The sequence below is a fragment of the Mesorhizobium sp. L-8-3 genome (assembly GCF_016756615.1).
Lineage (GTDB): Bacteria > Pseudomonadota > Alphaproteobacteria > Rhizobiales > Rhizobiaceae.
The window spans coordinates 4,229,629-4,256,089 of record NZ_AP023262.1; the positions used below are offsets into that span (position 1 = coordinate 4,229,629).

Sequence of the window (26,461 nt, forward strand, 5' to 3'; positions counted from 1 at the left end):
CCCGATGCCCGCAGTGAACTGATGGTCCGATCTTGTCCCGCGATCGCTGTCACGATCAAGTAGCCGCGTGGCGTGGCCGCTCCACCCTTTGCTTGAGGGCAGATACCCGCAGAGTGTCGCGCGAAGAGGGATTCACGCGAAGGTCGTAGGTCCTGGCTTGGCGCATCTCTTTTTTGCCCGGAACCGCTAAACACTTTCGGGGGACGTGCCTAGGCGGTCCTGCGCTTGATCGCGATCGAGCGGCCGGCCCGTTCCGGCATCGGCAGCCCGGCATGGGCCGCGCGCATCGCCTCGACCCTCTGCCTGACGTCGGCGGGGAAGGGCGCGACATTGGGTCCCGCCATGTCGATGTGCAACGAGAGGGCTTCGGAGGTTGCCGCGAGCCAGCCGTCGACATGGCGGATTTCCTGGTAGGCACGCAGCCTTTTCTCGTCATGGTCGAGCAATTGCCAGGTGACGGTCACCCTGTCGGCCAGATGCAGTTCCTGAACGTAGCAGACATGGATCTCGGCCGTGTAGATGGTCAGCTTGCGGTCCCGCGCATAGTCCGCGCCGAGGCCCATCGCGTCGAAGGCCTCGTCCGAGCAACGGTCGAACAGCACATTGTAATAGGCCATGTTCATATGGCCGTTGTAGTCGATCCAGTCCTTCTCGACCTCCATGACACGGGAAACGAAAGGGGCGGGCTGGGTCATGAAATTCCTCTCGGCATGGTGCAGATGAACTTGAGCGGGCTACAGAGTGCCGCGCGATTCCTGAAGCGCAAAACACGCTCTAGCACACCTGGAGCGCAGCGCGTCCTTTCGGACGCACGAAGGACGCTCCATCAAAATCTGCACATCGCGCTTTCGGAAAATCGAGTACGATCTTCCGGCGGATGCGCTACGCCTCGAACCCGGCGAAAATCGATTCCGATTCCCGGGCCGATGCGGTAACCGGGTCAATACAGCTTCATAAGGACCGCCACTGGTCCAAACGCGGAGGAAACCATGGCTCTCAGCGACCTCAGGGCTGTCGCGCGCAACGAGGAGGGCATTGCGGCCGTGCTCGGTATCCTCAAGCAGCGGCTCGGCGAGCGCTTCCAGACCGGGCAGGCCATGCGCGAGCAGCATGGCCACACGACGACCTACATACCGACGCAGGCGCCTGACGGGGTCGCCTTCGCGCAATCGGCCGGCGAGGTGCAGGAGGTCGTCCGCATCTGCGCCGCCCACCGCGTGCCGGTGATCCCGTTCGGCGTCGGCACCTCGCTCGAAGGACATGTCAACGCACCGGGCGGCGGCATCTCGATCGACTTGTCGGGGCTGAACCGTATCCTGTCGGTCAATGCCGAGGATCTCGACTGCACGGTCGAGGCAGGTGTGACACGCGAGGCGCTGAACCAGCATCTGCGCGACACCGGCCTGTTCTTCCCGATCGATCCCGGCGCGAATGCTACGCTTGGCGGCATGGCGGCCACGCGGGCCTCGGGCACCAATGCGGTACGCTATGGGACGATGCGCGAAAACGTGCTGGCCCTGACCGCTGTTATGGCCGGCGGCAGCGAGATCGCCACGGGCCGGCGTGCCCGCAAATCCTCGGCCGGCTACGATCTGACGCGCCTTCTGGTCGGTTCGGAAGGCACGCTCGGCGTCATCACCACGCTGACCTTGAAGCTCTACGGCATTCCGCAGGCGATCTCCGGCGGCGTCTGTCCCTTTCCCAGCGTCGAGGCCGCCTGCAATGCGGTGATCATGACCATCCAGATGGGCATACCGGTGGCGCGCATCGAACTGGTCAATGCCTTGCAGATGAGGGCGATGAAGACCTATTCCAAGCTCGACTATCCCGAGAGCCCCTGCCTGTTCGTGGAGTTCCACGGCAGCGAGGCCGGGGTGAAGGAGCAGGCCGAGAGTTTCGGCGAGATCGCCGCCGAGCATGGCGGCGGCCCGTTCCTGTGGACGACGGTGGCGGAAGAGAGGGCAAAACTGTGGAAAGCGCGGCACGACGCCTATTGGGCGTCGCAGACATTGCGGCCGGGCGCCAAGGGCCTGTCGACCGATGTCTGCGTTCCGATCTCGCGGCTTGCCGAGTGCATCGCCGAGACGGAAGCCGACATCGCCGCCACGGGCCTGGTCGCCCCGATCGTCGGTCATGTCGGCGACGGCAACTTCCACGTGCTCGTGCTCATGGACGTCAATGATCCGCGCGAGATCGCGCGGGCCGAGGAGTTCGTGGCGCGGCTCAACCTGCGTGCGATCGGCATGGATGGAACCTGCACCGGCGAGCACGGGATCGGCCAGGGCAAGATGGCCTTTCTCGAGCGCGAGCATGGCGCGGCCGTCGAGGTCATGCGCGCCGTCAAGCTGGCCCTCGATCCCGACGGCATCATGAACCCGGGGAAGATCCTGCCCATGCCGGCATAGTGGTGGAAACCCGATGCCTGGTTCGCGCAGCCAGGGTCCGCCCCGTCGCGGGACCGGAGAGGAGAATTTGAAAGGATGCGCTGGCGCGAAACAAGCGCGCAGGGTCACGGTTGACCGCTTTGCGCCTCCCCGCACAGCCACACGCGATACCATCCGATGTGATACAGATGCGCTGCGGAGCTATCTGTTACAGCCAAGCCGGGCTGTATCTGTAGGGCTCCGGCCATCTCACTGCAGTAGGATCGCGCCATGACGACACTCCGATCCCGAACTGCTTCAAGTCGGTCCTGGATCGCTGAAGGGCAGATGTGACATGGTGGATTCCAATCGGATCGACAACCTGATCGCAGCGGTGCCCTCCGCTTTGGCGCTTCGCGCCGGGGTGGACCTTGGCATCTTCACCCGGATCGGCGGCAGCACAGTGACTGCGGACAGCCTTGGGGCCGCGCTCAAAGTCGAGCCCGATCGTCTGTCGCGACTCCTCTACGCGCTCGCCAGCATCGGTCTCCTCGAAGTCAAGGATGGTCAATTTCGCAACGGAGCCGAAGCGTCGGCCTTCCTCGACGCGTCCAAGCCGACCTATCGCGGCGGCGATCATGCGCTCCTGCGCGAGCTCTGGGGAGCCGATCTGCTGACCGCTGAGTCGCTGCGACAGAACCGGCCGGCTGCGCTGCACGACTTTTCCGAGGCGGGGCCCGAGTCCGCGGCGGCCTTCAGCCGCATGCTCGCACCGGGCGGGGTGACTTTCGGCCGACATCTGGCCCGGGAGATAGACCTCTCGGCGATCGGTTCGGTGATCGACATCGGTGGGGGCCCCGGGACCATTCTCGTCGGACTTCGCGAACGGCGGCCGCAGATCGCGGCGACGCTGATGGAACTCCCGGCGGTCGCAGCGGTCGCGCCAGCTATCCTGTCAGAATACGGTGCCGACGACGTGGTTGTCGAAGAGGGGGACATAACTGTCGCGCCATCGATCGGTCGGCACGATCTGGCGATCCTGAAGGCCGTCGTCCAGGTCCTTTCGCCGGATCAGGCGCGCAGGTCGATCTTGAACGCGGCGCGTTGCCTCACACCCGGAGGCGAGATCGCAATTGCGGGATCGGGTGTCGTCGATGACGATCGCCTGGGCCCGCCTGAGGGTGTCTTTCTGAATCTCACCTTCTTGAACCTCTATCGCCACGGCGAGTCGTACACTGAAGGTCAATATCGCGCGTGGATGACCCAGGCTGGATTCCGGGATATCATCAGGTCGCGCCTGGACGGCTGCACGTTGTTTCGTGCACGCCTCACGGGCTGATCGTGGCTGAGTGGTTGGTTTCGGACGAAGGGTTCTCCGAGGCGCCCCGGCCCTGTCCGGGCAGCCTTGCAACCTTCAGCGCCGAGAGCGTTCGCTTGTCCGGTCAACGCGGAGCGAGCCATATCTATGAGCTCGTATCGGCGAGCAACATTCTTTCCCGACGAATGGTTGAGGCGTGCGGTCTTCGATTGGAGCCGACCCTGACATGCCGATTTGCGAACGCGCTGGTCAGCTTTCAAGCCGATCCAACTTGAACGCTGACCATCCGCTTGGCCCAACACTTCATTCGGCGATCGGTAGGGCAGCCACCACGCGTGGCGCTCCATGGTAGTTCCCATGGATGAGACGAAGAGCAGCTTCCCGCCAAATGCAGGAGTCTGACCGTCACCAGGCGCCACGTTTTCACCACTGGCCCGTCGCGGCCCTGGGCCGGGCGCCGCCGCCTTGACCCAGGCTTTTTTTGGCCTGAGAGTCGCGCGCGACTGCCAGGTCGGGTGGGCTGGAGGAGGAAACGACATGGCGATGTCCCGCAAGGAGGAGGCCCGCGCGCTGGATGCGGGAGAGCGAGAGCTGGTCGATAAGTCGCATCAGCCGGCAGTCCAGGCGCTTTCGGACGCCGAACTTGCCGATCTGGTGAAGCTGGTGCGCGAACGGCGCGACAAGGCGCAGTCGGAGGCGCATCGGCGCCGGCGCGAAATGCGCGGCAAGAGCGGGCCGAAGGGCGCGGCGGCTTCCAGGTCGGATGCGGGCTCGCAAGCGAAGCTCTCCGTTCTTGCCATGGCCGTGCGGCGCCTCAACGCAGAGGCCGGGCGGCGGCGCCAGCTCGCCGCGAGCATGGCGCTGGTCGACAATGCGCACAAGGCGCTCGCCGTCAAGGCCAAGGCGCTGCAGCGTGGCCCGGAGTTCAACACCCGTCATGCCCATCGGGGCATGCGGGCGGCCGCCAACGAAAAAGCCGCCAGCCTGATCCGGCCGATGGAGCGGGGTCGGCAACGCAAGGCCGCGCAGGTGGCTCAGGCGAAACGCGACGCCCGCTGATGGCTTAGGCGGTGTCGAATCGTTTCGACCGTAGAGCTGGCGTAGGAGGTGCGGTGCTGCCCCTCACTGTCCTGCCGGACATCTCTCCCCGCACGCGGGGAGAGAGAGGCCGGCCGCTCTGATTTCGCCAATCGGAAAACCTCGGCGATTGGCGAATGTGGCGCTTGAACTCTGCCGCAGACCCGATTGGCTATCTCCCCGCTTACGGAGGTGAGGAGCCGGTTCGCGGAGCGGATTCATCGTTCCTGTGGCACGATCAAAGGCCAGCGAAAGACGGGACGCTGCGAAGCAGCGGGGACCGGGCCCGGCAGGACGGTGAGGGGCGATGCAGTGCGAAGCGGTTGTTTTCCGGTATTTCCCTGGATTGGATAGTCGAGCTGAAGCACCTCGATCGTCTGGAATGCGCGCAATTGCCACTTTATGGACATGGCGAAGCGGATAGAGTGTAGGAACGCGAACGGCATGTTCGTTCCAGGTGGCAAGCGATTGCGAGAGTAGGGTGCTGGCACGGCTTTTTGTGCTCGTCGGTGGATTGATCGTGCTGGCGCTGACAGCGGCGCTGGTGGGGCCGTATCTCATCGACTGGACGTCGTACCGGTCGAGCTTCGAGCGTGAGGCGAGCGCGATCCTCGGCCGCAAGGTAACGGTCGAAGGTGCGGCCAAGGCTCGCCTGCTGCCGTTTCCGTCGGTGACCTTTTCCGATGTGTCGGTAGCCGGGGGGCCCGACGGCACGCCCGCCATGACGGTCGAGACCTTCTCCATGGATGCCGAACTCGCCCCCTTGATGCGCGGCGAGTTCCTGATCTTCGACATGCGCCTGGTGCGGCCAAAGGCCACCATCGGCATCGGCGCCGACGGCGTCGTCGACTGGGCGATGCGGCCGTCCTCGCCCTTCGATCCCGGGCAGATCGCGGTGGAGAAGCTGACTGTCACCGAGGGCGAAGTAACGCTCCGGCATGCGGCCGGCGGCCGCGACCATGTGCTGTCCGACATCAACACCGTCATCTCGGCCCGATCGCTTGCCGGCCCATGGCGGGCCGCAGGCTCGCTGCGGCTCGACGGCATGGAGACGAGAGTTGAGATCTCCACGGGCAAGCTCTATGAGACCAGGGCCATGCGCCTGCGCGTCCGCGCCGATCCGGCCATCTATCCGCTGGCGGTGGAGATGGACGGCGACGTCAGGCTGGAGGATGGCGCGGCTCTTTATGCCGGCGCCTTCAAGGTCGATGCCAAGGTCGATTCACGTGGCGACGCCGCGACGACGCAATTACGCGGCACGGATGGCGCGAGCTTCAAACAGCAGGAGACATCGGGGCGCGAGCCGCCGCCTTACCGGCTGAGCGGCAAATTCGCAGTCGACCATCAGCGGCTGGATGTCGAGCAGTTCCGATTCGAGACCGGCCCGCTGGACAATCCCTATACGGCGGATGGAACCGGTCTGGTCGATCTCGGCACCGCGCCGCATTTCGAGATCGAGGCGCATGGCGCGCAGGTCCGCTTCGACGAAACGGTCGCCGAGCCCGGCAAGGCGAGCGGCGCCACGCTGGCGACGCGACTGGCCGGATTGGAGCGCATGCTGGCGGGCCTGCCGAGGCCGGGCATTCCGGGCACGGTGGACTTGGCGCTGCCGGCGGTCGTGGCGGGCGATACGACAGTCCGCGATGTGAGGATCGCGGCCGAACCGGCTTCCGAGGGCTGGAACATCAAGGCACTGTCGGCCGCGCTTCCGGGCCGCACGACGCTGGAGGCCAGCGGGCTCCTGCGCACGCCGAAGGATTTCGGCTTCCAGGGCTCGCTGCTGCTCGCCGTCGGTCAGCCCTCGGGCTTCGCCGCCTGGCTGTCGCGCGACGTCGACGAGGCGATCCGCCGCCTGCCGGCGGCAGGCTTCAAGGCGAGCGTCGATCTCACCCGCGAACGACAGGCTTTCCACGACCTCGAGCTCATCCTCGGCAAGGCCAGGTTTCGCGGCGAGGTCGACAGCCGGCAGCCTCAGGATGCCGAGCCGTCGATGGCGCTGAAGCTCGAAGGAGACGCGCTCGACATAGACGGCATGACCGCCTTCGCCTCGCTGTTCGTCAGCGGCAGGGGCCTGACCGAACTCGCCGCGCGCAATCTCGACCTGGCGATCAGGGCCGGCCCAGTCTCCGCCGGTGGATTGACGGCAGAGACGGTGGATGCCGCACTGCGCCTGCGCGGCGAGCAGCTCGAGATCGACAGGCTGTCGATCGGCGGGCTGGAGGGTTCCACGGTAAGCGCCACCGGTACGCTGCGGGATATCGCGAGCAATCCTTCCGGCCGGCTCGACGCGTCGATCGTCGCCGTAGACCTCACGCCGCTCTTGAAGCTCGTCTCGGGCCAGTATCCCGGCAATCTCCTGTTCTCCGCTCTGGCCGAGCGCGCGGCCGCCTATCCTGGGCTGTTGGAGGATGCGCAGATCGACCTTGTGGGAACCGCCGCGCCCAATGGCGACGGGACTTCAGGCTTCGCCGTCAGCGCCAACGGAGATGCCGGCGGCAGCACGTTTTCCCTCGCCGCTTCGGGGATGCTCGCCGGCGGCACGGCGCTCGACATCGACCCGGCCGCTCCGCTGTCGATCTCCTTCTCGGCCAGGAACGACAATGCGGAAGCCCTGATGGCGCTCCACGGCCTGCCCGTATTGCCGCTCGGCGCCGTCGGCGGCGGCGATGCCACGTTGACCGCCAAGGGTACGCTGGAGAAAGGACTGGAGACGTCTTTCGATTTCACGGCCACGGATATGACTGCCGCCTTCAACGGCAGTCTGCGCATGGCCGAGGGCCAGATGAAGGGGGAGGGCGACGTCACACTGGAGGCCACCGATATCGAGCCCTGGCTGATGACGAGCGGCATGATGCTGCCCGGCATGGGGCTGGGCCTGCCCGTCGAACTGGCCGCGAAGGCGTCCTTCGGCGACGGCACCTTGCGCATGTCCGGCCTGAGCGGGACGGTAGGCGGCGGCCGGCTTTCCGGCGATGTCGCCGCGGCCGTCAGGGATGGCGTTCCACATCTCACCGGCACTGTGTCCGCCGAGGCGCTCGACCTGTGGCCGGCTGTGGCGACGGTGCTCGGCGAGGCGTCCATCCAGGGCGCCGGCGGCGCCTGGCCCGACGTGGCGTTCCGCAACAAGGTGGCGACGCCCTTCACCGCCGAGCTCGATATCAAGGCCGGGTCGGTCTCGGCCGGAATGTTCGGCACGGCCGCGGATGTATCGGCCACGGCACGGCTCGACATGGAAGGCCTGCATATCTCCAATCTCGACGCCAAGGCCTATGGCGGCGTGCTCAGCGGCCTTGGCGAACTGAAGAACAATGACGGCACCGCCCTGTTTTCGGGGCAGATGAAGCTGACCGGCGCGGATCTCGCCGCGCTGCTCGACGGCAGTGGCCTTGCCGGCAAAGGTGATGTCACAGCCACCTTGTCGGCGAGCGGCAAGTCCGTCGAGGCCATGGTCGCGGCGCTCTCCGGTTCGGGCACCGTGACGTTCGGCGGCACGACCGTTCCGGGCGTCAATCCTAATGCGTTTGCGGCTCTCATCCGCGCGGCCGACGCGGTCGGCCGCGAAATCGGCGCGACCGACATCGCCGCCTTCGCGCCTGATATCGTTGGAGACGGCACCTTCCAGGCGGACGGCGGTGAGATCGCCTTCACCGTGGCCAGCGGTATCCTGCGGGCGCCGCCATTGACGCTCGCCGGGCAGGGCGTGTCCCTCACGGCAGAGCTCAAGGCCGACGCCAATACCGGTACCGTTTCGGCGACGGGGCAGATCGCCTATGCGCCGGGGGATGAGGCCCTGGCGGGATCCGAGCCGGTCGTCGGCTATGCGATCGAAGGGCCCCTCCAGACAGCGCAAGGGCGCCTGGATCTGACCCCCCTCACACAGTTCCTGACGCAGCGCGCGCTGGAGATCGAGCAGGCCCGCGTCGAGGCCATGCAAGCCCAGTTGCTCGAGCGCCAGAGGCTGCGTCGGGAAGTCCGTTACTACGCCGCGCTACAGTCCGAGCGCGACCGTCTCGTCGAGGAAAAGCGGCGAGCGGAGGAAGAGGCACGCAAGCGGGCCGAGGAGGAGGCGCGCCGGAAGGCGGAGGAAGAGGCCCGCCGGAAGGCGGAAGCGGAAGCCAGGGCAAGAGCGGACGCCGAGGCGAAGGCTGCGGCCGAAGCCAAGGCCCGCGCCGATGAAGCCGCGCGCCAGAAGGCCTTCGAGGAAAGGGCCGCGGAGGCCATAAGGATGGCCGAGCAGGAGCGGGCGCAGCACGAGGCCGAGGCGAAAAAGCCGGAGATCGAGCGGGCACCCCTGCCGGCTATCGAGGGCGGCGGGGCCGGTCGTATCAACCCGTCCTCGATCGACGATTTCCTGCGCTCGCTGCAGGGCCCGGAATGATAGGCCCTTCCTGCGATCGATGCGCCGCCCCTGCCATGAAAGTAGCGCCGAAATCTGTTTTGCTTCAGTCGGATAAGGGATTCGGCAACGCCGCGAAATGCCCCTCATCCGACCTCGCTTCGCGAGGCCACCTTCTCCCACAAGGGGAGAAGGCAAGGCTTGCAGGAGCGCTCCGGCCAATCGTCGACGTTGACGATTTGCAGAGCCGACAAAGCCAGGCTCCGACCTTCTCCCCTTGTGGGAGAAGGTGGCCTCGCGAAGCGAGGTCGGATGAGGGGTCACCCGGGTGCAAGGGCCACAAGGCACGGGCAAGCAGGCGACCCGGTGGCCGTAAGCAACGTCTTGGCCCGCAGGGAATATGTGCATGCCGTAGCCGTTTACGGGGAGAAGGTGGCGGTCCACCCTCCGCAGCTGCTGCGGAGGACGGGCAGGCGGATGAGGGGCGGTTCGCGCGTGGCCGAACCCCTTATCCAACTGCAATCAAAAGGCTTTCCGACCGGCGAGGCGGCTGTCGGCGAGTGAGATCACTTCGCGCGTTTCGCCCATTCCAGGACGTGGATGCGCAGCATCGAGGACAGATTGGCGTCGCGGGGGCGGGCGGCGTCGACCTCGGCGACGAGGGCGGCCAGCGTCACGCCCCGTTCGGCGGCGATGGAAACGAGGTCCTCATGGAAGGGCCGTTCGAGCGAATAGCTCGTGCGATGGCCGCGGATCGTCACCGAGCGCTTCTTGACGAGGTTCATGCGGCGTCACTCACCCGTGCGTGTCTTCGTCCTTGCGCGCGAGACGATGACCGTCGAGGAAAGCGGACGATCTCCCGGCTTCCGTTTCGGACCGCAGCTTCTCGGCTTTCGAGCGTCCATGCAGCTGACGGTTCTGTTGCGCGAGCCGTTCCTTCTCGTCGCGCGTCTTCCTCTTGCGCGCCATGCGAAGATTGACGATCTCGGCCATCGGGGCCCGCTACTTCTTCCGGAAAGCGTCGAGCGAGACGACGTCGGCACCCTTGGTCGCCGTGTCAGCCGGCTCTTTTTCGGCCTGCTTGCTGTCGTCTTTCCTGCGCTGCTCGCCCTTCTTCGAGGTCGACGCCGGAGCCTTGGCCGGTTCGGATTTCTTCAGCGCCGCCGGCGGCTCGGTTGGGGCCTCGGCAACGGCCTCCGGCTTGACGTCGAATTCGAGTTCGAAGTTCACGGAAGGATCGTAGAAGCCGCGCACCGCCGAGAAGGGAATCTCCAGCTTCTCCGGAATGTCGGAGAAGGACAGGCCGACTTCGAAGCCCGTGTCGGTGACCTTCAGGTCCCAGTACTGGAACTGGAGCACAATGGTCATCTGCTCTGGGTAGCGTTCGCGCAGGCGCGTCGAGATGCGCACGCCGGGAGCGCCGGTCAGAAAGGTGATGAAGAAATGATGGTTGCCGGGGAGGCCGGTACGCGCCACTTCGGCCAGAACCTTGCGCATGACGCCGCGCAGAGCCTCCTGGGCGAGAATGTCGTAGCGGATGTGGTCTTCGGCCATGGGTGACCCGGTTTCCCTGAATCGAACAGCCTAGGTGTAATCAAGCGCAAGGCCGCCGTAAACCGGATATAGCGTGAGCTTTCTCGGAGGTAAGCCTCCAAGCACGCTTGCATGGCTTCGCCCACGCTTCACATGGCTGGGCTCTTCCCTTGCCGCAGGCTTCTTGTCGGAAAACCGTGGGACAGTTTTCCGAAATCCGCTTGGCTGGCCGAAACAAGCATTGCGCCGTCAGGATCGACCCCGACCGGTTGCCTCACCACACCTGCGACCTTACCGGCTGGGTAGCGGGCAGTTCGTCATTTTCCCGAAAGAGACACGGAGCACACCAGCAGGATTCTGAGCTAATTTCATCCGACTGGTTGGAAGATAGAGTAAGCGCATGCGACAGGCTGGCACATTGTCGACAGCGGGCCCCGACAGGGTGGTGTTCATGTCCTTGTCATCGTCTATCCGACCGAAGCCAAAACTGAAGAAGTCCGGACCAAAGAGTTCAGGAGACCGTGTGCAATGTTGGCGACCATGCCGGGGCTAGCGGGCGGTATTCTGCTGGTCATCGAATTCCTTTGCGGCGCTGCCGCCGGAATCGCGCTGGGCCGTCGGGTCCGCGGCTTCAGCTGGGGCTGGGTGGCCGATGGTGCGATCGGCGGCATTGGCGGCCTGCTCTTTGTGTGGCCTTCCCCGCGCATTCCCGGCGTCGGGCGCCTCATCGGCCACCCTGCAAACGGGTTGACGCCCGCTGTGCTGATCGGAGCCGGAGTGGCCGGATTTTTCGGAGGCCTTTTCCTGATCCTGCTGGCGGGTTTCGTCAAGGCCATCGTGAGAGGCCGATAGCAAACTCCGGGGGCAGGAGTGACGCAATGCCGACCGGCGCATATTTGTTCCTCGCTCTCCTGGTCGTTGTCGCAGCAGCGACGGCATGTACGGTCGTCGTGGATCAGCGTCCGGTTCCTGCGCGTTCGCCGGTCTGCACACGTGAGTTCGCTCCGGTCTGTGCCCGGCGCGGCGGACAGCGGCGGACTTTCACAAATGCCTGCCTGGCCCGGACGTCGGGCTTCGAGGTCGTGTATCGGGGACAGTGCCGTGCAGGCCCGCCGCCGATTGCCGGCCGCCCAGCCGCCTGTCCTCGCGAATTCGCGCCTGTCTGCGCGCGGCGCGCCAACCTTTCGCTCACTTTCGATAATGCGTGCCTGGCGAATGCGAGGGGGTTCCGTCCAATCCATCCAGGGCGCTGCCGCTGACCAACCCACCGGAAGATTGCCGCGACCGCAACGAGGACAGCGAGTCCAACCGGCACGGCACCGTCGACAATGTGGGCCCGCCCGTCCACGCAGACCAGGTCACCACCAGAACCGATAGCGCGGGGACGACCGCCATGGGGGTCAACGTGAGGCGCCTCGCCATGCCAGCCCTATCGACCAAACAGGGACGGCGCCGACACTCCCGACGGAATCTTGCGCTCCGCGACTTCAATTGTGTCGGGACGGCGAAGACCAGCAACAGAACCATGGCACAATTGACGGCGAGTTCTCGCTCGTGCCGGGCATCCGGCATAAGCAATTCGTTCGCAAGCGTCGGCAGCACCAGCGCCGGAAACTGCCAGCATCATTAAGAAATCGCTCATGCGAAGTGTTCGGATTTCAAGCTGTAGCAAGCCGTTCTGTTATTGACTGTAGCGACGCGAGGGCTTGAATATATCTGCCTATATTTTATAGAAACTAAGATGGATGCGGGGGGCGACTCTGTCTTGCGAGGAGCAGATGTCGCTACGTGGGCTGTCGTCGAGCGGCAACGCCGCAGTGAAGGCTGACTCGGCCGGGGCGCTGTTCTCGGCCAAGGTGGACCCTGAGGCCAGGCGGGTAGCAAACCGGGTAACCATGCCGCCGGTTCCCAAGGCGCGTCCGGTGTCCGCCTTCGAATTCACGACACTGGACCTTCCTGCCGAGGAACGGTTCATGGCTTGGCGGGCCAGCTACGCACCTATGATTGATCTTGTTCAACCGGACGGTCTCGACGTCGCCTTTGCCGGGGACCAGTTGCTCTGGGACCTCGGCAGTCTGGCGTTCTCGCGTGTCAGGACTGATGCCTTGGGGTTCGCGAGCTTGGCGCGACGCGAACGTCGTGACCCGATCGATCATTGGGTGATCAGCCTGCTGCTGAAAGGCAGTTCAAGAACGATCACCCCTTTGCGAACATTCGACGGGCATCCCGGATCGCTTCAGATACACCCGCTCGGCAAGGTTTTCGAAGGGCGTATCACCGACAGCGAAATGCTGCAGTTGCTCGTCCCGCGCGATTTCTTCCGCGGCATGACCCACCTGCTGGAAGCGGCCGAGTTCGCGGCACGCGACGACGCGATGGCCCGGCTTCTGGCCGGCTACATGGTCCAAATCGCCCGTTGCCTTCCGTCATTGGATGTTCGGGACGTGCCCAGGCTGATAACCGCGACGAGGGCGATGATCCTCGCCTGCACTGCACCGTCCGCCGATCATCTTGCTGAAGCTGACGACACGATCGCCAACGTGCTTCTCGACCGTGCGCGTCGCTTCGTGCAAGCCAACATGGTCTCTGGCGATCTCGACGTAGCCAGCGTGCAGCGCGAATTGGGCATATCCCGTTCGCGCCTTTATCGCCTGTTCGAACCCTATGGCGGGGTCGTGCACTATATCCAGCGCCGCCGGTTGCTCGACGCCCATGCTGCGCTTGCGGATCCCGGGGACACTCGGCGTATCCTCGATATTGCCGAGGAGCGCGGCTTCACGGACTCTGCAGAATTCAGCCGGGCTTTCAGGCGTGAGTTTGGGTACAGCCCCCGGGACGTGCGGGCGACCGGCAAGAGGAACCCGTCGAACGGATCCGCTTCCGATCTGGAGCGCGTTGCGCCAATCGACCGGCTGGGAGTTCTGTTGCGCCGGCTGCAAGCGTGAAGCTCGCAATGCCGACCCCCATGCGCTTGCTGTAAGCGCAGGTTCGGCACAGGGTGCACAACCTGTGCGGGTCGAGTTGCGGCATGGAAGGCGGTCCAGCGCCCGGCGCCAGAGGCGACTCGACCCCCAAATAGAGACGCAGCGCAAAGCGTCGGGATTCAGTGCTAATTTCTTTTCCCGAGCATCGGCATAAGGTGCCTCGGTGCGGCGGACTAAAACGGCAAGATCAAGCCATACGTCGCGAGGTAAGCTGTTGTCACGGAAGCCTTACTTCGTGGAGCTATGACATGATGACTCAAGCTGGGTCGGCGCGATGACGACCCAAAGCGAGCAGAAACATCTCCGTTTCTCGATGATGGTTGTCGGCTCCATGGCGGGCGCCGGCAAATTTGCACTACCCCATCGTTTCGGCCTCGCGATCGGCCGGTTCCGCTTCGCTATCGCCTGGTGCATCGCCAGCGGCGGCTTCTCCATGCTGAAGCGGGTCTTCCGGTTGCCTGCCGGGAAGCATCGCGACATCCAGCCCAGCATCTTGTCCCAACTGTATTCGTGCCTGGGAAATCCAACATTGGGAGAACCGATCGATGGCCACTGACACAGCCCACGGCTCGCCCGCTGCGACAGCCCAAGGCGGCGAGGACAAGCTGAGCCTTCCGGCGCTGGCCGCGATGGTCGTTGGTTCGATGGTCGGCGCCGGCGTGTTTCAGCTCCCGGCGCGTTTCGCGACCCAGACCGGGGTCTATGGCGCTCTCATCGCGTGGGCGATCGCCGGCACTGGCATGCTGGCACTCGCGTTCGTCTTCCAAACGCTCGCAGTCCGCAAGCCCGATCTCGACAACGGGGTCTACGTCTATGCGCGCGCCGGGTTCGGCATCTATCCGGGCTTCCTCTCCGCCATCGGTTTCTGGGCCTCCGCATGCGCAGGGAACGCCTTCTACTGGGTGCTGATAATGACCACCATTTCGCAGCTGTTTCCCCAGCTCGCGGAGGTGTTCGGAACGGGCGACACCTGGCCGGCTTTCTTCGTTTCCGTGGCTGCGGTCTGGGGGTACTACTTCTTCATCCGCCGCGGCGTCAAGGAAGCCGCGTGGATCAACTACATAGTAACAGTCGCGAAGCTTGTTCCTCTTGCACTCTTCCTCGTGCTCGTGATCTTCTTCTTCAATGGCGAGGTTTTCGTCGGCAACCTCACCGGTGGCTACGACCTGCCCGGCGGAGACTCGCTGTTCTTGCAGGTGCAGGGCACGATGCTCATCACGGTGTTCGTGTTCCTGGGCATCGAGGGCGCGAGCGTCTACTCGCGATACGCCCAGCGGCGCGAGGACGTCGGCACCGCGACTGTGCTGGGGTTCCTGGGGGTGCTCGCTCTTTTTGCGTCCATCTCCATCCTCTCATACGGCATCCTTCCGAAGGCGGAGATCGCGGCGTTGTCCCAGCCGTCCGTCGGCGGGGTCCTCGAGTCCGCGGTTGGGCCATGGGGCGGGGCGTTCATCCGCGTCGGGCTCATCGTGTCGGTGCTCGGCGCCTACCTGGCCTGGCAGCTCCTGGCGGCCGATGTCGTGTACGCAGCGGCGAAGGACGACGACTTGCCCGGCCACTTTGCCAGGCTCAACAACCAGGACGTTCCCGAGCACGCCGTTTTCTGGACGTCGGTCCTGGTTTCCGCGATCCTTTTCGCCGTGCAGTTCGCGGAAAACGCCCTCGACTTCACCCTCGACCTGACCGCCGCGCTTTCGCTCGCGCCGTTCGCGCTTGCCAGTGCTTACGCGGTCAAGATCGCATGGCAGCGGGACGGATACACGAACACGTCGTCGGGCATCCGGACGCGAGAGCTGGCGATCGCAGTCGTCTCAACGGTCTACACGCTGTTCCTCATATGGGCCGCCGGATACACGTTCGTCTTCCTTGCCTGCATCCTGCTGGCGCCGGCGACGGTACTCTACTTCATCGCGAGGCGGGAACAGAAGGCGCAGGTGTTCACCACGGCGGGGCTCGTCACCTTCTTGCTCGTCCTGGCTTTTGCGGTGATCGGGATCGTGTTGCTCGCCACAGGCGTGGTGCAGATCTGATGGCCATCATCGCGGCACTTTCCGTATGCGCCAGGCGATCGATCTGCGTTGTGCCCGGCGAATTGTGAGTTCACACCCGACCTAGGAGGTATCGACGATGGCCACAGAAACCGAATTCGGCGTTCATTCCGAGGTCGGCCAGCTGCGCAAGGTCATGGTCTGCGCGCCGGGCCGCGCACATCAGCGGCTCACGCCGACCAATTGCGACGCGCTTCTGTTCGACGACGTGCTGTGGGTCGATGTCGCCAAGCGCGACCACTTCGACTTCATGACCAAGATGCGCGACCGCGGCGTCGAGGTGGTGGAGATGCACAACCTGTTGGCCCAAACTGTCGCCGTTCCCGAGGCCAAGAAGTGGATCCTCGACAACCAGGTTGTACCGAACCAGGTCGGGTTTGAACTCGTCAACGAAATCCGCAGCTATCTCGAAGGCCTGTCCGACCGCGAGCTTGCCGAGACCCTGCTGGGCGGGCTGTCGACCCATGAATTCCCCGAACATATCGGCGGCGAGATGCTGGAATTGATCCGGGACGCTGCTGGGGTGGCCGAATATCTTCTGCCGCCGCTGCCCAATACGATCTATACGCGTGACACCACTTGCTGGATCTATGGCGGCGTTACGCTCAACCCGCTCTACTGGCCGGCGCGGCACGAGGAGACCATCCTCGCCACCGCCATCTACAAGTTCCATCCCGACTTCGCCGGCAAGGTCAATGTCTGGTGGGGCGATCCCGCAAAGGACTGGGGCCTTGCCACGCTCGAAGGCGGCGACGTCATGCCGATCGGCAAAGGCAATGTGCTGATCGGCATGAGCGAGCGCACGTCGCGGCAGGCGATCAGCCAACTCGCCGCGACCCTCTTCGAGAAAGGCGCGGCGGATCGGGTCATCGTCGCCGCGATGCCGAAGCTGCGCGCGGCGATGCATCTCGACACTGTATTCACCTTCGCGGACCGCGACTGCGTGCTGATCTATCCCGACATCGTCAACAGCATCGAGGCGTTCTCCTACCGGCCGGGTGACAAGCCGGGCTCGATCGAACTGCACAAGGACAGTCGCTCCTTCGTCGAAACGGTGCGCGACGCGCTCGGCCTCAAGGAGATGCGCGTGGTCGAGACCGGCGGCAATGCTTACGTGCGCGAGCGCACGCAATGGGACAGCGGCGCCAACCTCGTCTGCCTCTCACCCGGCGTCGTGCTTGCATATGACCGCAACACCTACACCAACACGTTGCTGCGCAAGGCCGGTATCGAAGTGATTACCATTACCGGAGCGGAACTCGGACGCGGGCGCGGCGGCGGCCACTGCATGACCTGTCCGATCATCCGCGATGCGGTCGACTACTAGGGGCGCGGACCAAGACGATCCGAGGAAGAGGCGCCGCCCATGCCACGAGTTCCCGTCGGGCCAGTGAGTGAGGGTTCCATTGAAGGCGTCGACTACGAGCGTCGGGCACAATCCCTGCATTCGCGGTGGCGACTGTTCCTCTTCCTGGGCATCGTTCTGATCGTGGCAGGGATACTGGCCGTCGCGCTCCCCGCGATCTCGACATTGGCGGCGAGCGTGGTGCTCGGCGCGGTCCTTGCGCTCGCGGGAGTCGTCAAGATGGTCAAGTCCTTGCAGGTCAAGGAATGGAGCGGTTTCGTCTGGCAGGAACTGACCGGCGTGGTCGAGGTCGTCGGCGGCATCCTGATCTTCTTCAACCCTTTGAAAGGCGCGCTCGCCATCACCCTCCTGATCGCCCTGGTGTTTCTGGTGCAGGGCATTCTGCAGATCGCGCTCGCGGTGGTCGTACGCAACCAGGACGGCTGGCACTGGTTCGCCATCTCGGGTCTCGTTGCGCTGGCGGCGAGCGCAGCGCTCGCCCTGAAGCTGCCCCACACCAGCATCTACACGCCAGGCACGATCGCCGGCATTTCGCTCCTTGTCGCCGGCGGCGCCTACGTCGCCATTGCTCTCACCATGCGCAAGGCACGGCCATGAAGACATTGCGCGACAGGCCGCCGCCATATGGCTCTATCGGAGTGCGGCGATGATCAGGCGAGCTTCTCGCATGCGCCTGGCGATGGCCTGCCTCGCAGCTGTCGCGGCCGCTTGCATTGTCTCGATCTCACTCGCCCAGCAACTGGGCGCGGGGCAGGCTGGTCCGCCTCCGGCGGTCATCGTCGAGAAGGTCGAAATGCAGCAGGTCAACAGTCCCGCGCGGTTCACCGGCCGGGTCGAGGCGATCGAGACCGTGGACATCAGGGCGCGCGTCACCGGCTTCTTGCAGAGGGTGGCCTTCCAGGACGGGCAGGAGGTCAAGGCCGGGGACACGCTGTTCGAGATCGAGCCGAACGAACTCGACGCGCTGGTCGCCTCGGCACGGGCGCAAGTGGCGCGCGCCGAGGCCACGCGGAAGTCGGCCGAACGGACCTTGATGCGCAATCGGGATCTGTTCGCCCGCAACACGGTCTCACAGGCAGTGCTCGACGATTCCCAGGCGGCATTCGATGTCGCGGCGGCGGATGTAGAGGTTGCCGAGGCGACGCTGAACACCGCCGAGCTCAACCTGTCATATGCCCGCATCGCAGCGCCGATCTCCGGCAGCATCGGTCGCGCGACCTTCACCGTGGGCAACCTGGTCCGACCGGATTCCGGTTCGCTGGCACGCATCGTCAGCCTCGACCCGATCCGCGTCGCCTTCGCCATGACCGAGGGTCTGCTCGTGACGGTTCGGCAAGAGGAGGCCGGCGGCACCACTTTCGATCCGGACGTGCTCAAGCTTTCGCTGCGGCTTGCGAATGGGACGGACTACGATCAGCCCGGCCGCATCGAATTCGTCGAACACGAGGTCGATCCACAGACGGGAACCGTCGCGGCCCGGGCCGTATTCCCCAACCCCAATCGCATCCTCATCCCGGGACAATTCGTCACCCTGTTCGTCGGGGAGAAGGATGCGCCCAGCATGCCCGTTGTGCCGCAGACGGCGGTGCTGCAGGATCGCGACGGGCGTTTCGTCTATCTGCTGACCAAGGACAACACCGTTTCGCAACAGCGCATTGCCACGGGAGCGCGCGTCGGCAACGGCTGGGCGGTCACCACAGGCCTCGACGGCGGCGAGCAGGTGGTCGTCCAGGGAATTCAGCGCTTGGCCGACGGCATGACGGTGCAGCCCAGCGAGGGCCAGCCCGTCGGCGGCGGCACATGATCTCCGATCTCTTCATTACCCGCACCCGGCTGGCGATCGTCGTGTCGATTGTCATCTCGATCGCCGGCGCGATCGCCATCTTCGGTCTGCCGGTACAGCAGTACCCGCAGATCACCCCGCCGACCGTCACGGTCTCGGCCACCTATCCCGGCGCAAGCGCGGATGTGATTGCCGACGTCGTCGGCGGGCCCCTGGAGACGGCAATCAACGGCGTCGACAATATGATGTACATGTCGTCGACCAGCTCGAACGCCGGGCAATACTCGCTGTCCGTGACCTTCGAGGTGGGCACGGATCCGGACATTGCGCAGGTCAGCGTGCAGAACAGGGCGCAACTGGCGATCGCGCAGTTGCCGGCTGCGGTCACCCAGCAAGGCGTATCGGTGCGATCGCGGTCGCCCGATTTCGTGCTCGGCATCGCCTTCTACTCCCCCGACGACAAGCGCGACGCGCTCGAGATCACCAACTTCACCGCCACGACAATCGTCGATGCCCTCTCGCGCGTTGCCGGCGTCGGCCAGGCGTCGGTGGTGGGGGCGTCCGAGTATTCCATGCGCGTCTGGCTTGATCCGACACGCATGGATGCACTGGGCATCACGGCAGACGACATAGCGAGCGCCATCCAGCAACAGAACATACAGGCATCGCTCGGCCAGGCCGGCGCACCGCCGGCACAGGAAGGCACCAAACTGCAATTCACGCTCGTGGCTCAGGGCAGGCTCCTAACCGCGGAGCAATTCGGCGACATCGTCATCCGCACAGGCGAGGCTGGCGCGATCGTGCGGCTGCGCAACGTCGGCCGCATCGAGCTTGGCGCGCGGAACTATGCCTCCAGCGCGCGCTTCGGCGGACACGATGCTGCGATGCTGCAGATAAACCAGGCACCAGGGGCCAATGCCATCCAGACCGCGAATGCGGTGCAGGCAGAACTGCAGCGCCTGTCGGCCAGATTCCCGCCCGGCCTCCAATACCAGGTCGTCTACGACGCGACGCGTTTCGTGCGGGCGAGCCTCGGGCTGATCGTCCGCATCCTCGTCGAGGCCTTCCTCATCGTGCTCGCCATCACCTTCCTGTTCCTGCAGGACTGGCGATCCATGCTGGTTTCGGCGCTGGCCATGCCGGTCTCGATGCTCGGCACGATGGCGGTCCTGCTGGTGTTCGGCTACTCGATCAACACGATCTCGCTGCTGGCGCTGGTGCTGGCGATCGGATTGGTGGTCGACGACGCGATCCTCGTCGTAGAGAACGTCAGGCACGTGATCGAGGACAATCCCGGGATCGACACGGCGACCGCCACGCGCAGGGCAATGGGGCAGATCACGGGTCCGATCGTTTCGACGACGCTGGTGCTGCTGGCCGTCGTGACGCCGACGGCGTTCCTGCCCGGTATAAACGGCCAACTCTATCGCCAGTTCGCGGTCACGCTCTCGGCAGCGCTGGTCCTCTCGTCCATCGTCGCACTGACGCTCAGTCCGGCGCTTAGCGCGATCCTGCTGAAGCCAGGACTGGGCGGGTACCGGCGCGGTCCGCTCGCCTGGTTCACGCGCGCTCTCAATGCGACGCGCGACGGCTACGGCCGCGTGGTCGCGTTCCTTGTGCGAGTGTGGTACATACCTCTCGCTGCGCTCGCTGCCTGCTTCCTCGGCGCCTTCCTGCTGTTCGCGCGCCTGCCGTCTACCTTTCTCCCCGACGAAGACCAAGGCGCGCTGTTCCTCGACATCCAGCTTCCCGACGCCGCCTCGCTCGATCGCACGCGGGCGATCGTCAACGAGGTCGAGCATGCGCTGTCGGAGACGGAGGGAGTCGAGAACGTCATCTCCATCGCCGGTTTCAGCATCCTGCAGGGAACCTCCACTCCAAACGGCGCGATGGTGGTAGCGGCGCTGGATCCCTGGGACCAGCGCGCGACTCCCGAGTTGCAGCTCAACGCCATCCTTGCAAAGCTGAGGGCGCAGTTCTCCACCATCCCGGGCGCCAATGTCTCGGTCTTTGCGCCGCCGGCCATTTCCGGCATCGGCGCGGTGGGTGGACTCGACCTGCGGCTGCAGGCGCTGCAGGGGCAACGGCCCGAAGAGATCGCGCAGGTGGTGCGCGCCTTCGTCTCGGAGGTGAACCAGCAGCCGGAGATCGGCGGCGTGGCGACGACCTTCAGCGCCGATGTGCCGCAGATCTATGTCGATGTCGACCGCACGCGCGCCGAGGCGCTTGGGGTAAGCGTCGCCGACATCTATTCGACGATCGGCGCCAGCTTCGGCTCCCGCTACGTCAACGATTTCACGCTGCAGGGCAGGGTCTTCCAGGTCAACCTTCAAGCCGACGCCGAGCATCGCGCCGATGCGGAGGACATCCTCAATCTGCATGTACGCAGCCGCACGGGCGCGATGGTGCCCCTGAGGACCGTCCTGTCGACGAGCGTCGTTCTCGCCCCCTTCATCATCTCCCGCTACAACCTATCGGTCGCCGCCCAGATCAACGGGCAGGCCGCGCCGGGCGGCAGCTCGGGAGCGGCCATGGACGCGATAGAGCGCGTGGCCGCAGAGGCGCTGCCGACCGGCTTCGGCTACGAATGGTCCGGCCTGTCGTTCCAGGAACGGCGCGGCAGGGGGCAGGAGCCGATCATCTTCGGACTGGCCTTTCTGTTCGCCTATCTGTTCCTGGTGGCGCTATACGAAAGCTGGACGCTGCCCATCGCTGTCATCCTGTCACTCGGCGCCGCCCTGTTGGGCGCGACGGCGGCACTCATGCTCTTCGGACTGCAGAGCAGCCTCTATGCCCAGATCGCCATTGTGCTGCTGATCGGGCTCGCCTCGAAGAACGCCATCCTGATCGTAGAATTCGCCAAGGAACGCCACCAGGAGGGGCGATCGATCGCCGAGGCCGCACGGCTCGGCGCCGAACAGCGCTTCCGCGCCGTGATGATGACGGCGGTGTCCTTCATCTTCGGCATCTTGCCGCTTGCCGTGGCGACCGGCGCCGGAGCCGGCGCCGGGCGGTCGGTGGGCGTCGCCATCTTCGGCGGCATGGTTGGGGCCACCACGATCGGTCTGTTCATCATCCCGACCTTGTTCGCCGTCATCGAGCGCGTCGTGGAATGGGCGACGCGACGATCGCAAGCCGAACTGGAGCCGCCGATGACGTAACCGCCACGCCTTGGCGGCCGGAGCAAGATCCAGATTTCAACCGCGAGGAGCAAGACATGACCACCTACGATTCCGGAACGTCCGCGGCTCTCCACGAGCCGCCCACCTGGCTCCGCGTACTGCTCGGGATCGTTCTGCTCCTGGGGGGCATAGTCGTGCTCGGCGACATCGCGTTCGCGACGCTGGTCAGCACGCTGTTCATCGGATTCACGGCGATCGTCGTCGGCGCATTCGAAATCGTCCATGCGTTCTGGACGAAGGGGTGGGGCGGTTTCATTTGGCAGCTCGTGCTAGGAGTTCTCTACGTCATCTTCGGGTGGATGGTGGTGAGACAGCCCATATCGGGTGCCTTGATCCTCACCTTTGCCCTCGGGCTGGTGTTCCTGGCGTCGGGCATCGTGCGGATAGTCGTCGCCTTCAGGCACTGGAGCGAGGGCGGCTGGCTGATGCTCGTTTCAGGAATGTTCGGCATTCTGGCCGGCATCATCGTCGTCACAGGATGGCCGGCGACCAGCGTCTGGGTGCTCGGGCTCCTGCTCGGGGTCGATCTTGTTTCCCACGGGTTGGCCTGGCTGATCCACGCCTGGTCGCCTTCCACGCAAACCGCGTAGCGTTCGGCCCGGTCAGGGGGCAGGCAAATCGGTGCTGCCGTCGGTCTTCAAGGCGGCGCCTGCGGACAGCCGCGCCGCCAGCCGAAGGCTCCCGTGCGCAGTAGACCATGAAGGCAATGAGGATCGGCACGCCGATGAAGCCGCCCGCCAAACGCTAGAGACAGTTCCAGAAGTCCACGGCGAGGATGGCGGCGAAAGCGAGATCTTCAGCGACGCGCCGGCCAGCAACGGCAAGATACAGCTGCTGGTGATGGACTGGATGAGGTGGAGGCTGACGAAACCATCACGCTATTTGCCACAATTCGAACTGGGCCCTGGCGAGCATTGTCGGAACGATGGTCGCGATCTGCAACGCGACGAGGGGATGCTCGTGACGTGAAGACTTCCCAGCCGAGTCTTCATCTTCAGGTAGGCTGCTCGTAGCTCATCTTGAGCCGAGAGCCGGCCTGGCTCCCGTCGGCGCGGGCTTGCGGCCGAAGGCGCGCAGAAAAGTGGTCACGGCATTCGTGGCGGCCTTGAGGTGTTCTTCGTCGGTCGGCGCGATGCCGAGCATCATAGACATCTGCAGGTCGGCATGGCCAAGCGCCAGGAACTGGCGCGCCGCGAGATCAGGGTCGTCGATGTCGAGATGGCCGGTGAGCGCGAGGCGGGCAAAACGCGCGGCGAGTGCCGCCTGCAGCTTGGCAGGGCCGTTCTCGCGCCATGTCGTGAAGAGTTCGGGGTGACCGGCGGCTTCGCCTTGCAACAGCTTGCGAAGGAACTTGCCGTCGTCGTTGCAGAGGCAGTTCTTGTTGATGCGAACGGCGAAGGCCGTCAGTTCGGCATGCAGGTCCGAGGGGTGGTCCGGAAACGTCGACAAGGTCTCGAAGAAGCCCGCATTGGCCCGCTCCGTGATCTCGCGCACCACCGCGACGAAGAGTTTTTCCTTGTCGCCATGATGGTTGTAGACGGTCTGGCGCGACACGCCGGCTTCGGCCGCGATGAGGTCGATGTTGGATCCGCTGAAGCCCTCCTGACAGAAGACGCGGGCGGCCGCCTCGATGATCGACAAGCGTTTCGCGGAATGGCTGCGGGGCGTGGAGATGTCAGGAGCGATGGCAGCTGTCATGAAAATTTATATAGCTGTGATTGACGATTTGGACAAGGCTGTCTAAAAATATTGACGACGTTCTACCAATTCGTCCGGCCGGAGGAACGGGCGGGTTCGCGGAGCGTCGCTTCAGCGGGCGGTACATCCCGCCGAAGCCTCACCTGGCTATTCGATCCGAAAGAAACAAGTCATGTCACCCAGATTCCTCCGCCTGGCGGTCGTGCTCGGCCTTTTGTCCGCGATCGGACCCTTTGCCATCGACATGTATCTCCCGGCCCTCCCGTCCATCGGCCAGGATCTCGGCGCCAGCACCAGCGCGGTGCAACTGAGCCTTCTCGCCTTCTTCCTGTCGATGGGAGCGGCACAGATCCTGGTCGGGCCGCTCTCCGACATGCTCGGTCGCAAGGCGCCGCTCTATTTCAGCCTCGTGCTCTTCGCCGTGGGCGGCATCGGCTCGGCGTTCGCGCCGACCATCGAATGGCTGATCGCCGCGCGTTTCGTCCAGGGTCTGGGGGCGGCCGCGGGCATGGTCGTCCCGCGCGCCATCGTGCGCGACCTGCACACCGGCAACGAAGCGGCGAGGCTGATGTCGCTGCTGATGCTGGTGTTCAGCGTGTCGCCGATCCTGGCGCCGCTCGGCGGCAGCCTGGTCATCGAGGCCTTCGGCTGGCGCGCCGTCTTCTGGTTCGTGACGGGCGCCGCGCTGGTCGCGATCGTCATGCTCGCCACCACGCTCCAGGAGACGCGCCCGGCCGAAGCCCGTGTCGAAAGCAGCATCGGCGGCGCGCTCGCCGGCTACCGCTTCCTCATGACGGACCGCAACTTCCTCGGTCTCACCTTCATCGGCGCCTTCGGCATCGCCAGTTTCTTCGTCTATCTGGCAAGCTCGTCCTTCATCCTGATCGAGCGCTACGGCCTGACGCCGTCGGAGTACAGCGTCGCCTTCTCGATCAACGCGGTGGCCTTCATCGGCATGTCGCAGCTGACCGGCATGCTCGCCGATCGCTTCGGGCTGCGGCGCGTGGTGCGTGTAGCAGTCTGCGGATACACGATCGTGATGCTGACCTTGCTCGGTCTGACCGTCTCCGGCATCGACCGTCTCGACGTCATGGCCGTTATGCTGTTCGTGGGTTACGGCTTCCTCGGCCTGGTGATCCCGACAACCGCCGTGCTGGCGCTCGAAGAGCATGGCGCGATCGCCGGCACGGCTTCCGCCCTGATGGGCACGCTGCAGTTCGCCACCGGCGCCGTGGCGATGGCGATCGTCGGACTGTTCTTCGATGGAACGTCGCTGCCGATGATTGTCGGCATCGCGGCCTGCGCATCAATCGCCTTCGGCCTGACCCAGGCGACGCTGGGGCGCGGCCGTGCCGTGGCCGCCGCGCCGGCCGAGTGATCATCCGGCAGACCGCGCAGCGTCCCGGCGCCGCGTAGGGGAAACGTCCGGCACCAGACAAGAAGCGCCGCGTGTCCATCCGGATACGCGGCGCTTCTGGAGCAAGACGTCGATCGGTCGGCCAGCCCAAGACCGGAAGCGGGCTTCACGTGGCGGTGCCAGTGCAGCCCTTGGTTCAGAGGTCGTATTTCAGAACGACCTCGCCATCGATGAGATCGCCGGCCGCTGCCGATGGGTCCGGTTCCGCCGCAGCCATGATGAAACGCACCCGTTCCTCGACGGATAGGCGAGGCACCTCGACCAGTTCGTAGCCGCAAGCGGCATAGGCGCCGGCGACGGCATGGAAAGTCCGTTCGGCTTCGTCGAGCGTCTGCTTGCGCTCGCGGTCCTGGACGAAGATCTCGGGCCAGGGCGGAAAGACAAAGACCTTGCGGTTGTAGCGGAAGGTTTCCGCAGCGCGCGCGACATGGGCCGGCACCGGCAGGCCGCACAGCCTGAGATAGCCGATGATGTCGGGGATGCCTCGGTCGAAGAATGTGATGCCCGGCCCGGCCTCGGCCATGTGATAGGAACGCATTTCCCAGGACAGCATCAGTTCGGAGAACAGGGCTGGATCGTTCCAGGGGAGGGCCGGACCGTCGATGGTCGCCTGGTCCTGGATGACGCCGCGCCCGGCCTCGACCGAACCGGAATGGCCGGCTGCGACGAGACCTGCGAGCGACGTGCTCTTCCCGGAACCGGGTCCGCCGGTCAGCACAAAAAAGCGATTGAAATGGGCAGTCATGCCTCGGACACCTCGCATGAATGGGGATAGCCATACGGACACGCCATAGGTGCGCGCGAGCGGTATCTTCGGCTCCAGCGTGTCGCGTCAAAAAAGGTTCACGCGACACGTCGGAGGTTCTTGATTTGTCGCATGTCTTTTCCGCGAAACCGCTCAACACTTTCGGGAGACATGCTTTCGCGCGTGCGGAGCGATGTCGGAAAAAAGGGATGTCGGAAAGGGGGGAAGTGGAGGCTTCTGTTGCCAGGTGCCTCCGGACCCCGCCTGAAGGTGCTAACCCGCAGGGCTTGATTCGAGACTATCGCGCCGCATTAAGCAGCGAGACGTGCCTCAGCATAGTTGTCGTTGGCAACTATAAGATTAGCCCGATAACGGTGGTACAATGCCGGGCAAAAGTCCGATCTTTACACCCTCGTCGATCCTGTTTCGCCCCCAGCAAAAGCCGCCCTTCCATAGGGATCGGCGGTTTTTGGTGGAGGCGCCGGGTACCGCCCCCGGGTCCGAATGGCTTATTTCATCGGCCGTTTATCGCCATAGTCAGTCAAGCTGACAGATCGAATATAGGAAGGACGGGCGGAAATTGAAAGCCCGGAAATGGTTCGATTCACCGA

General features: G+C 64.7%; 22 protein-coding genes and 1 other RNA gene. 16 read left to right on the top strand and 7 right to left on the bottom strand.

Features of this window, described 5'->3' with window-relative positions; genetic code table 11:
• Positions 1–209 precede the first annotated feature (209 nt).
• Entirely contained in the window at positions 210–695 is a 486-nt protein-coding gene (locus tag JN302_RS19580; RefSeq protein ID WP_202328644.1) for a thioesterase family protein, read from the bottom strand.
• A gap of 294 nt (positions 696–989) precedes the next feature.
• On the opposite strand from JN302_RS19580, the gene JN302_RS19585 reads away from it, so the two are divergent.
• The 4 genes from JN302_RS19585 to JN302_RS19600 all read left to right on the top strand — a co-directional run bounded on the left by JN302_RS19585 (position 990) and on the right by JN302_RS19600 (position 9,136).
• Positions 990–2,405 (top strand): FAD-binding oxidoreductase, encoded by a 1,416-nt coding sequence (locus tag JN302_RS19585; RefSeq protein ID WP_202314331.1) that lies wholly within the window; start codon positions 990–992, stop codon positions 2,403–2,405.
• 364 nt (positions 2,406–2,769) lie between these two features.
• Positions 2,770–3,702 (top strand): acetylserotonin O-methyltransferase, encoded by a 933-nt coding sequence (locus JN302_RS19590; RefSeq protein ID WP_244845773.1) that lies wholly within the window; start codon positions 2,770–2,772, stop codon positions 3,700–3,702.
• A gap of 516 nt (positions 3,703–4,218) precedes the next feature.
• Entirely contained in the window at positions 4,219–4,740 is a 522-nt protein-coding gene (locus tag JN302_RS19595) for a hypothetical protein (RefSeq protein WP_202328646.1), read from the top strand.
• Between the two features lie 499 nt (positions 4,741–5,239).
• On the top strand, positions 5,240–9,136 hold the full coding sequence (locus JN302_RS19600) for an AsmA family protein (RefSeq protein ID WP_202328647.1): 3,897 nt from the start codon (positions 5,240–5,242) through the stop codon (positions 9,134–9,136).
• A gap of 524 nt (positions 9,137–9,660) precedes the next feature.
• On the opposite strand, the gene JN302_RS19605 is transcribed toward JN302_RS19600, so the two are convergent.
• From JN302_RS19605 to JN302_RS19615, 3 genes are read right to left on the bottom strand one after another with little or no spacing between them, the layout of a single operon-like run.
• The gene (locus JN302_RS19605; protein ID WP_202328648.1) at positions 9,661–9,879 is read right to left on the bottom strand and encodes a ribbon-helix-helix domain-containing protein; all 219 of its coding nucleotides are present in this window, start codon (positions 9,877–9,879) and stop codon (positions 9,661–9,663) included.
• Positions 9,880–9,889: 10 nt separating this feature from the next.
• Positions 9,890–10,087: a DUF4169 family protein gene (locus JN302_RS19610; RefSeq protein ID WP_202314336.1), complete on the bottom strand. Its 198-nt coding sequence runs from the start codon at positions 10,085–10,087 to the stop codon at positions 9,890–9,892.
• Positions 10,088–10,096: 9 nt separating this feature from the next.
• Entirely contained in the window at positions 10,097–10,648 is a 552-nt protein-coding gene (locus tag JN302_RS19615) for an SspB family protein (protein ID WP_202328649.1), read from the bottom strand.
• Positions 10,649–11,155: 507 nt separating this feature from the next.
• Here JN302_RS19615 and JN302_RS19620 point away from each other — a divergent pair.
• The 11 genes from JN302_RS19620 to JN302_RS19665 all read left to right on the top strand — a co-directional run bounded on the left by JN302_RS19620 (position 11,156) and on the right by JN302_RS19665 (position 22,959).
• Entirely contained in the window at positions 11,156–11,479 is a 324-nt protein-coding gene (locus JN302_RS19620; RefSeq protein WP_202314338.1) for a hypothetical protein, read from the top strand.
• 26 nt (positions 11,480–11,505) lie between these two features.
• Positions 11,506–11,886 carry a Kazal-type serine protease inhibitor domain-containing protein gene (locus JN302_RS39980; protein ID WP_446720664.1) on the top strand — a complete coding sequence of 127 codons (381 nt, stop codon included), beginning with the start codon at positions 11,506–11,508 and terminating at the stop codon, positions 11,884–11,886.
• Between the two features lie 519 nt (positions 11,887–12,405).
• On the top strand, positions 12,406–13,572 hold the full coding sequence (locus tag JN302_RS19625) for a helix-turn-helix domain-containing protein (RefSeq protein WP_244845775.1): 1,167 nt from the start codon (positions 12,406–12,408) through the stop codon (positions 13,570–13,572).
• A 352-nt stretch (positions 13,573–13,924) separates the two neighbouring features.
• On the top strand, positions 13,925–14,167 hold the full coding sequence (locus JN302_RS19630) for a hypothetical protein (protein WP_202328651.1): 243 nt from the start codon (positions 13,925–13,927) through the stop codon (positions 14,165–14,167).
• The gene (locus tag JN302_RS19635) at positions 14,157–15,641 is read left to right on the top strand and encodes a basic amino acid/polyamine antiporter (RefSeq protein WP_202328653.1); all 1,485 of its coding nucleotides are present in this window, start codon (positions 14,157–14,159) and stop codon (positions 15,639–15,641) included. Before JN302_RS19630 ends, JN302_RS19635 begins: the two co-directional genes overlap by 11 nt.
• Positions 15,642–15,738: 97 nt before the next feature.
• Positions 15,739–16,986 (top strand): arginine deiminase, encoded by a 1,248-nt coding sequence (arcA, locus tag JN302_RS19640; protein WP_202328655.1) that lies wholly within the window; start codon positions 15,739–15,741, stop codon positions 16,984–16,986.
• A gap of 39 nt (positions 16,987–17,025) precedes the next feature.
• Entirely contained in the window at positions 17,026–17,622 is a 597-nt protein-coding gene (locus JN302_RS19645; RefSeq protein ID WP_202328657.1) for an HdeD family acid-resistance protein, read from the top strand.
• 70 nt (positions 17,623–17,692) lie between these two features.
• Positions 17,693–18,829, top strand: coding sequence for an efflux RND transporter periplasmic adaptor subunit (locus tag JN302_RS19650; RefSeq protein WP_244845777.1), 1,137 nt, complete (start codon positions 17,693–17,695; stop codon positions 18,827–18,829).
• Positions 18,826–21,969, top strand: coding sequence for an efflux RND transporter permease subunit (locus JN302_RS19655; protein ID WP_202328659.1), 3,144 nt, complete (start codon positions 18,826–18,828; stop codon positions 21,967–21,969). The genes JN302_RS19650 and JN302_RS19655 overlap by 4 nt, the downstream gene beginning before the upstream one ends.
• Positions 21,970–22,025: 56 nt before the next feature.
• A complete protein-coding gene (locus tag JN302_RS19660) occupies positions 22,026–22,580 on the top strand; it encodes an HdeD family acid-resistance protein (RefSeq protein ID WP_202314350.1) in 555 nt (184 codons plus the stop codon).
• Positions 22,581–22,611: 31 nt separating this feature from the next.
• Positions 22,612–22,959 (top strand): hypothetical protein, encoded by a 348-nt coding sequence (locus tag JN302_RS19665; protein WP_202314351.1) that lies wholly within the window; start codon positions 22,612–22,614, stop codon positions 22,957–22,959.
• A gap of 45 nt (positions 22,960–23,004) precedes the next feature.
• Here JN302_RS19665 and JN302_RS19670 read toward each other — a convergent pair whose 3' ends face one another.
• Entirely contained in the window at positions 23,005–23,688 is a 684-nt protein-coding gene (locus JN302_RS19670) for a TetR/AcrR family transcriptional regulator (protein WP_202328660.1), read from the bottom strand.
• A 172-nt stretch (positions 23,689–23,860) separates the two neighbouring features.
• Here JN302_RS19670 and JN302_RS19675 point away from each other — a divergent pair, with 172 nt between their 5' ends.
• Positions 23,861–25,066 carry a multidrug effflux MFS transporter gene (locus JN302_RS19675; protein ID WP_202314353.1) on the top strand — a complete coding sequence of 402 codons (1,206 nt, stop codon included), beginning with the start codon at positions 23,861–23,863 and terminating at the stop codon, positions 25,064–25,066.
• A gap of 175 nt (positions 25,067–25,241) precedes the next feature.
• On the opposite strand, the gene JN302_RS19680 is transcribed toward JN302_RS19675, so the two are convergent.
• Complete coding sequence (locus JN302_RS19680; RefSeq protein WP_202314354.1) at positions 25,242–25,850, bottom strand: AAA family ATPase; 609 nt, start codon at positions 25,848–25,850, stop codon at positions 25,242–25,244.
• 226 nt (positions 25,851–26,076) lie between these two features.
• Positions 26,077–26,440, bottom strand: a transfer-messenger RNA (tmRNA) gene (gene ssrA / locus JN302_RS19685).
• Positions 26,441–26,461: the final 21 nt, after the last annotated feature.

Coding starts and splice junctions, on each gene's coding strand:
- JN302_RS19675 (WP_202314353.1), top strand. CDS start 23,861: ATGTCACCCAGATTCCTCCGCCTGGCGGTCGTGCTCGGCCTTTTGTCC.
- JN302_RS19605 (WP_202328648.1), bottom strand. CDS start 9,879: ATGAACCTCGTCAAGAAGCGCTCGGTGACGATCCGCGGCCATCGCACG.
- JN302_RS19610 (WP_202314336.1), bottom strand. CDS start 10,087: ATGGCCGAGATCGTCAATCTTCGCATGGCGCGCAAGAGGAAGACGCGC.
- JN302_RS19580 (WP_202328644.1), bottom strand. CDS start 695: ATGACCCAGCCCGCCCCTTTCGTTTCCCGTGTCATGGAGGTCGAGAAG.
- JN302_RS19625 (WP_244845775.1), top strand. CDS start 12,406: ATGTCGCTACGTGGGCTGTCGTCGAGCGGCAACGCCGCAGTGAAGGCT.
- JN302_RS19645 (WP_202328657.1), top strand. CDS start 17,026: ATGCCACGAGTTCCCGTCGGGCCAGTGAGTGAGGGTTCCATTGAAGGC.
- JN302_RS39980 (WP_446720664.1), top strand. CDS start 11,506: ATGCCGACCGGCGCATATTTGTTCCTCGCTCTCCTGGTCGTTGTCGCA.
- JN302_RS19635 (WP_202328653.1), top strand. CDS start 14,157: ATGGCCACTGACACAGCCCACGGCTCGCCCGCTGCGACAGCCCAAGGC.
- JN302_RS19630 (WP_202328651.1), top strand. CDS start 13,925: ATGATGGTTGTCGGCTCCATGGCGGGCGCCGGCAAATTTGCACTACCC.
- JN302_RS19655 (WP_202328659.1), top strand. CDS start 18,826: ATGATCTCCGATCTCTTCATTACCCGCACCCGGCTGGCGATCGTCGTG.
- JN302_RS19670 (WP_202328660.1), bottom strand. CDS start 23,688: ATGACAGCTGCCATCGCTCCTGACATCTCCACGCCCCGCAGCCATTCC.
- JN302_RS19585 (WP_202314331.1), top strand. CDS start 990: ATGGCTCTCAGCGACCTCAGGGCTGTCGCGCGCAACGAGGAGGGCATT.
- JN302_RS19680 (WP_202314354.1), bottom strand. CDS start 25,850: ATGACTGCCCATTTCAATCGCTTTTTTGTGCTGACCGGCGGACCCGGT.
- JN302_RS19620 (WP_202314338.1), top strand. CDS start 11,156: ATGTTGGCGACCATGCCGGGGCTAGCGGGCGGTATTCTGCTGGTCATC.
- JN302_RS19660 (WP_202314350.1), top strand. CDS start 22,026: ATGACCACCTACGATTCCGGAACGTCCGCGGCTCTCCACGAGCCGCCC.
- JN302_RS19615 (WP_202328649.1), bottom strand. CDS start 10,648: ATGGCCGAAGACCACATCCGCTACGACATTCTCGCCCAGGAGGCTCTG.
- JN302_RS19595 (WP_202328646.1), top strand. CDS start 4,219: ATGGCGATGTCCCGCAAGGAGGAGGCCCGCGCGCTGGATGCGGGAGAG.
- arcA (WP_202328655.1), top strand. CDS start 15,739: ATGGCCACAGAAACCGAATTCGGCGTTCATTCCGAGGTCGGCCAGCTG.
- JN302_RS19650 (WP_244845777.1), top strand. CDS start 17,693: ATGCGCCTGGCGATGGCCTGCCTCGCAGCTGTCGCGGCCGCTTGCATT.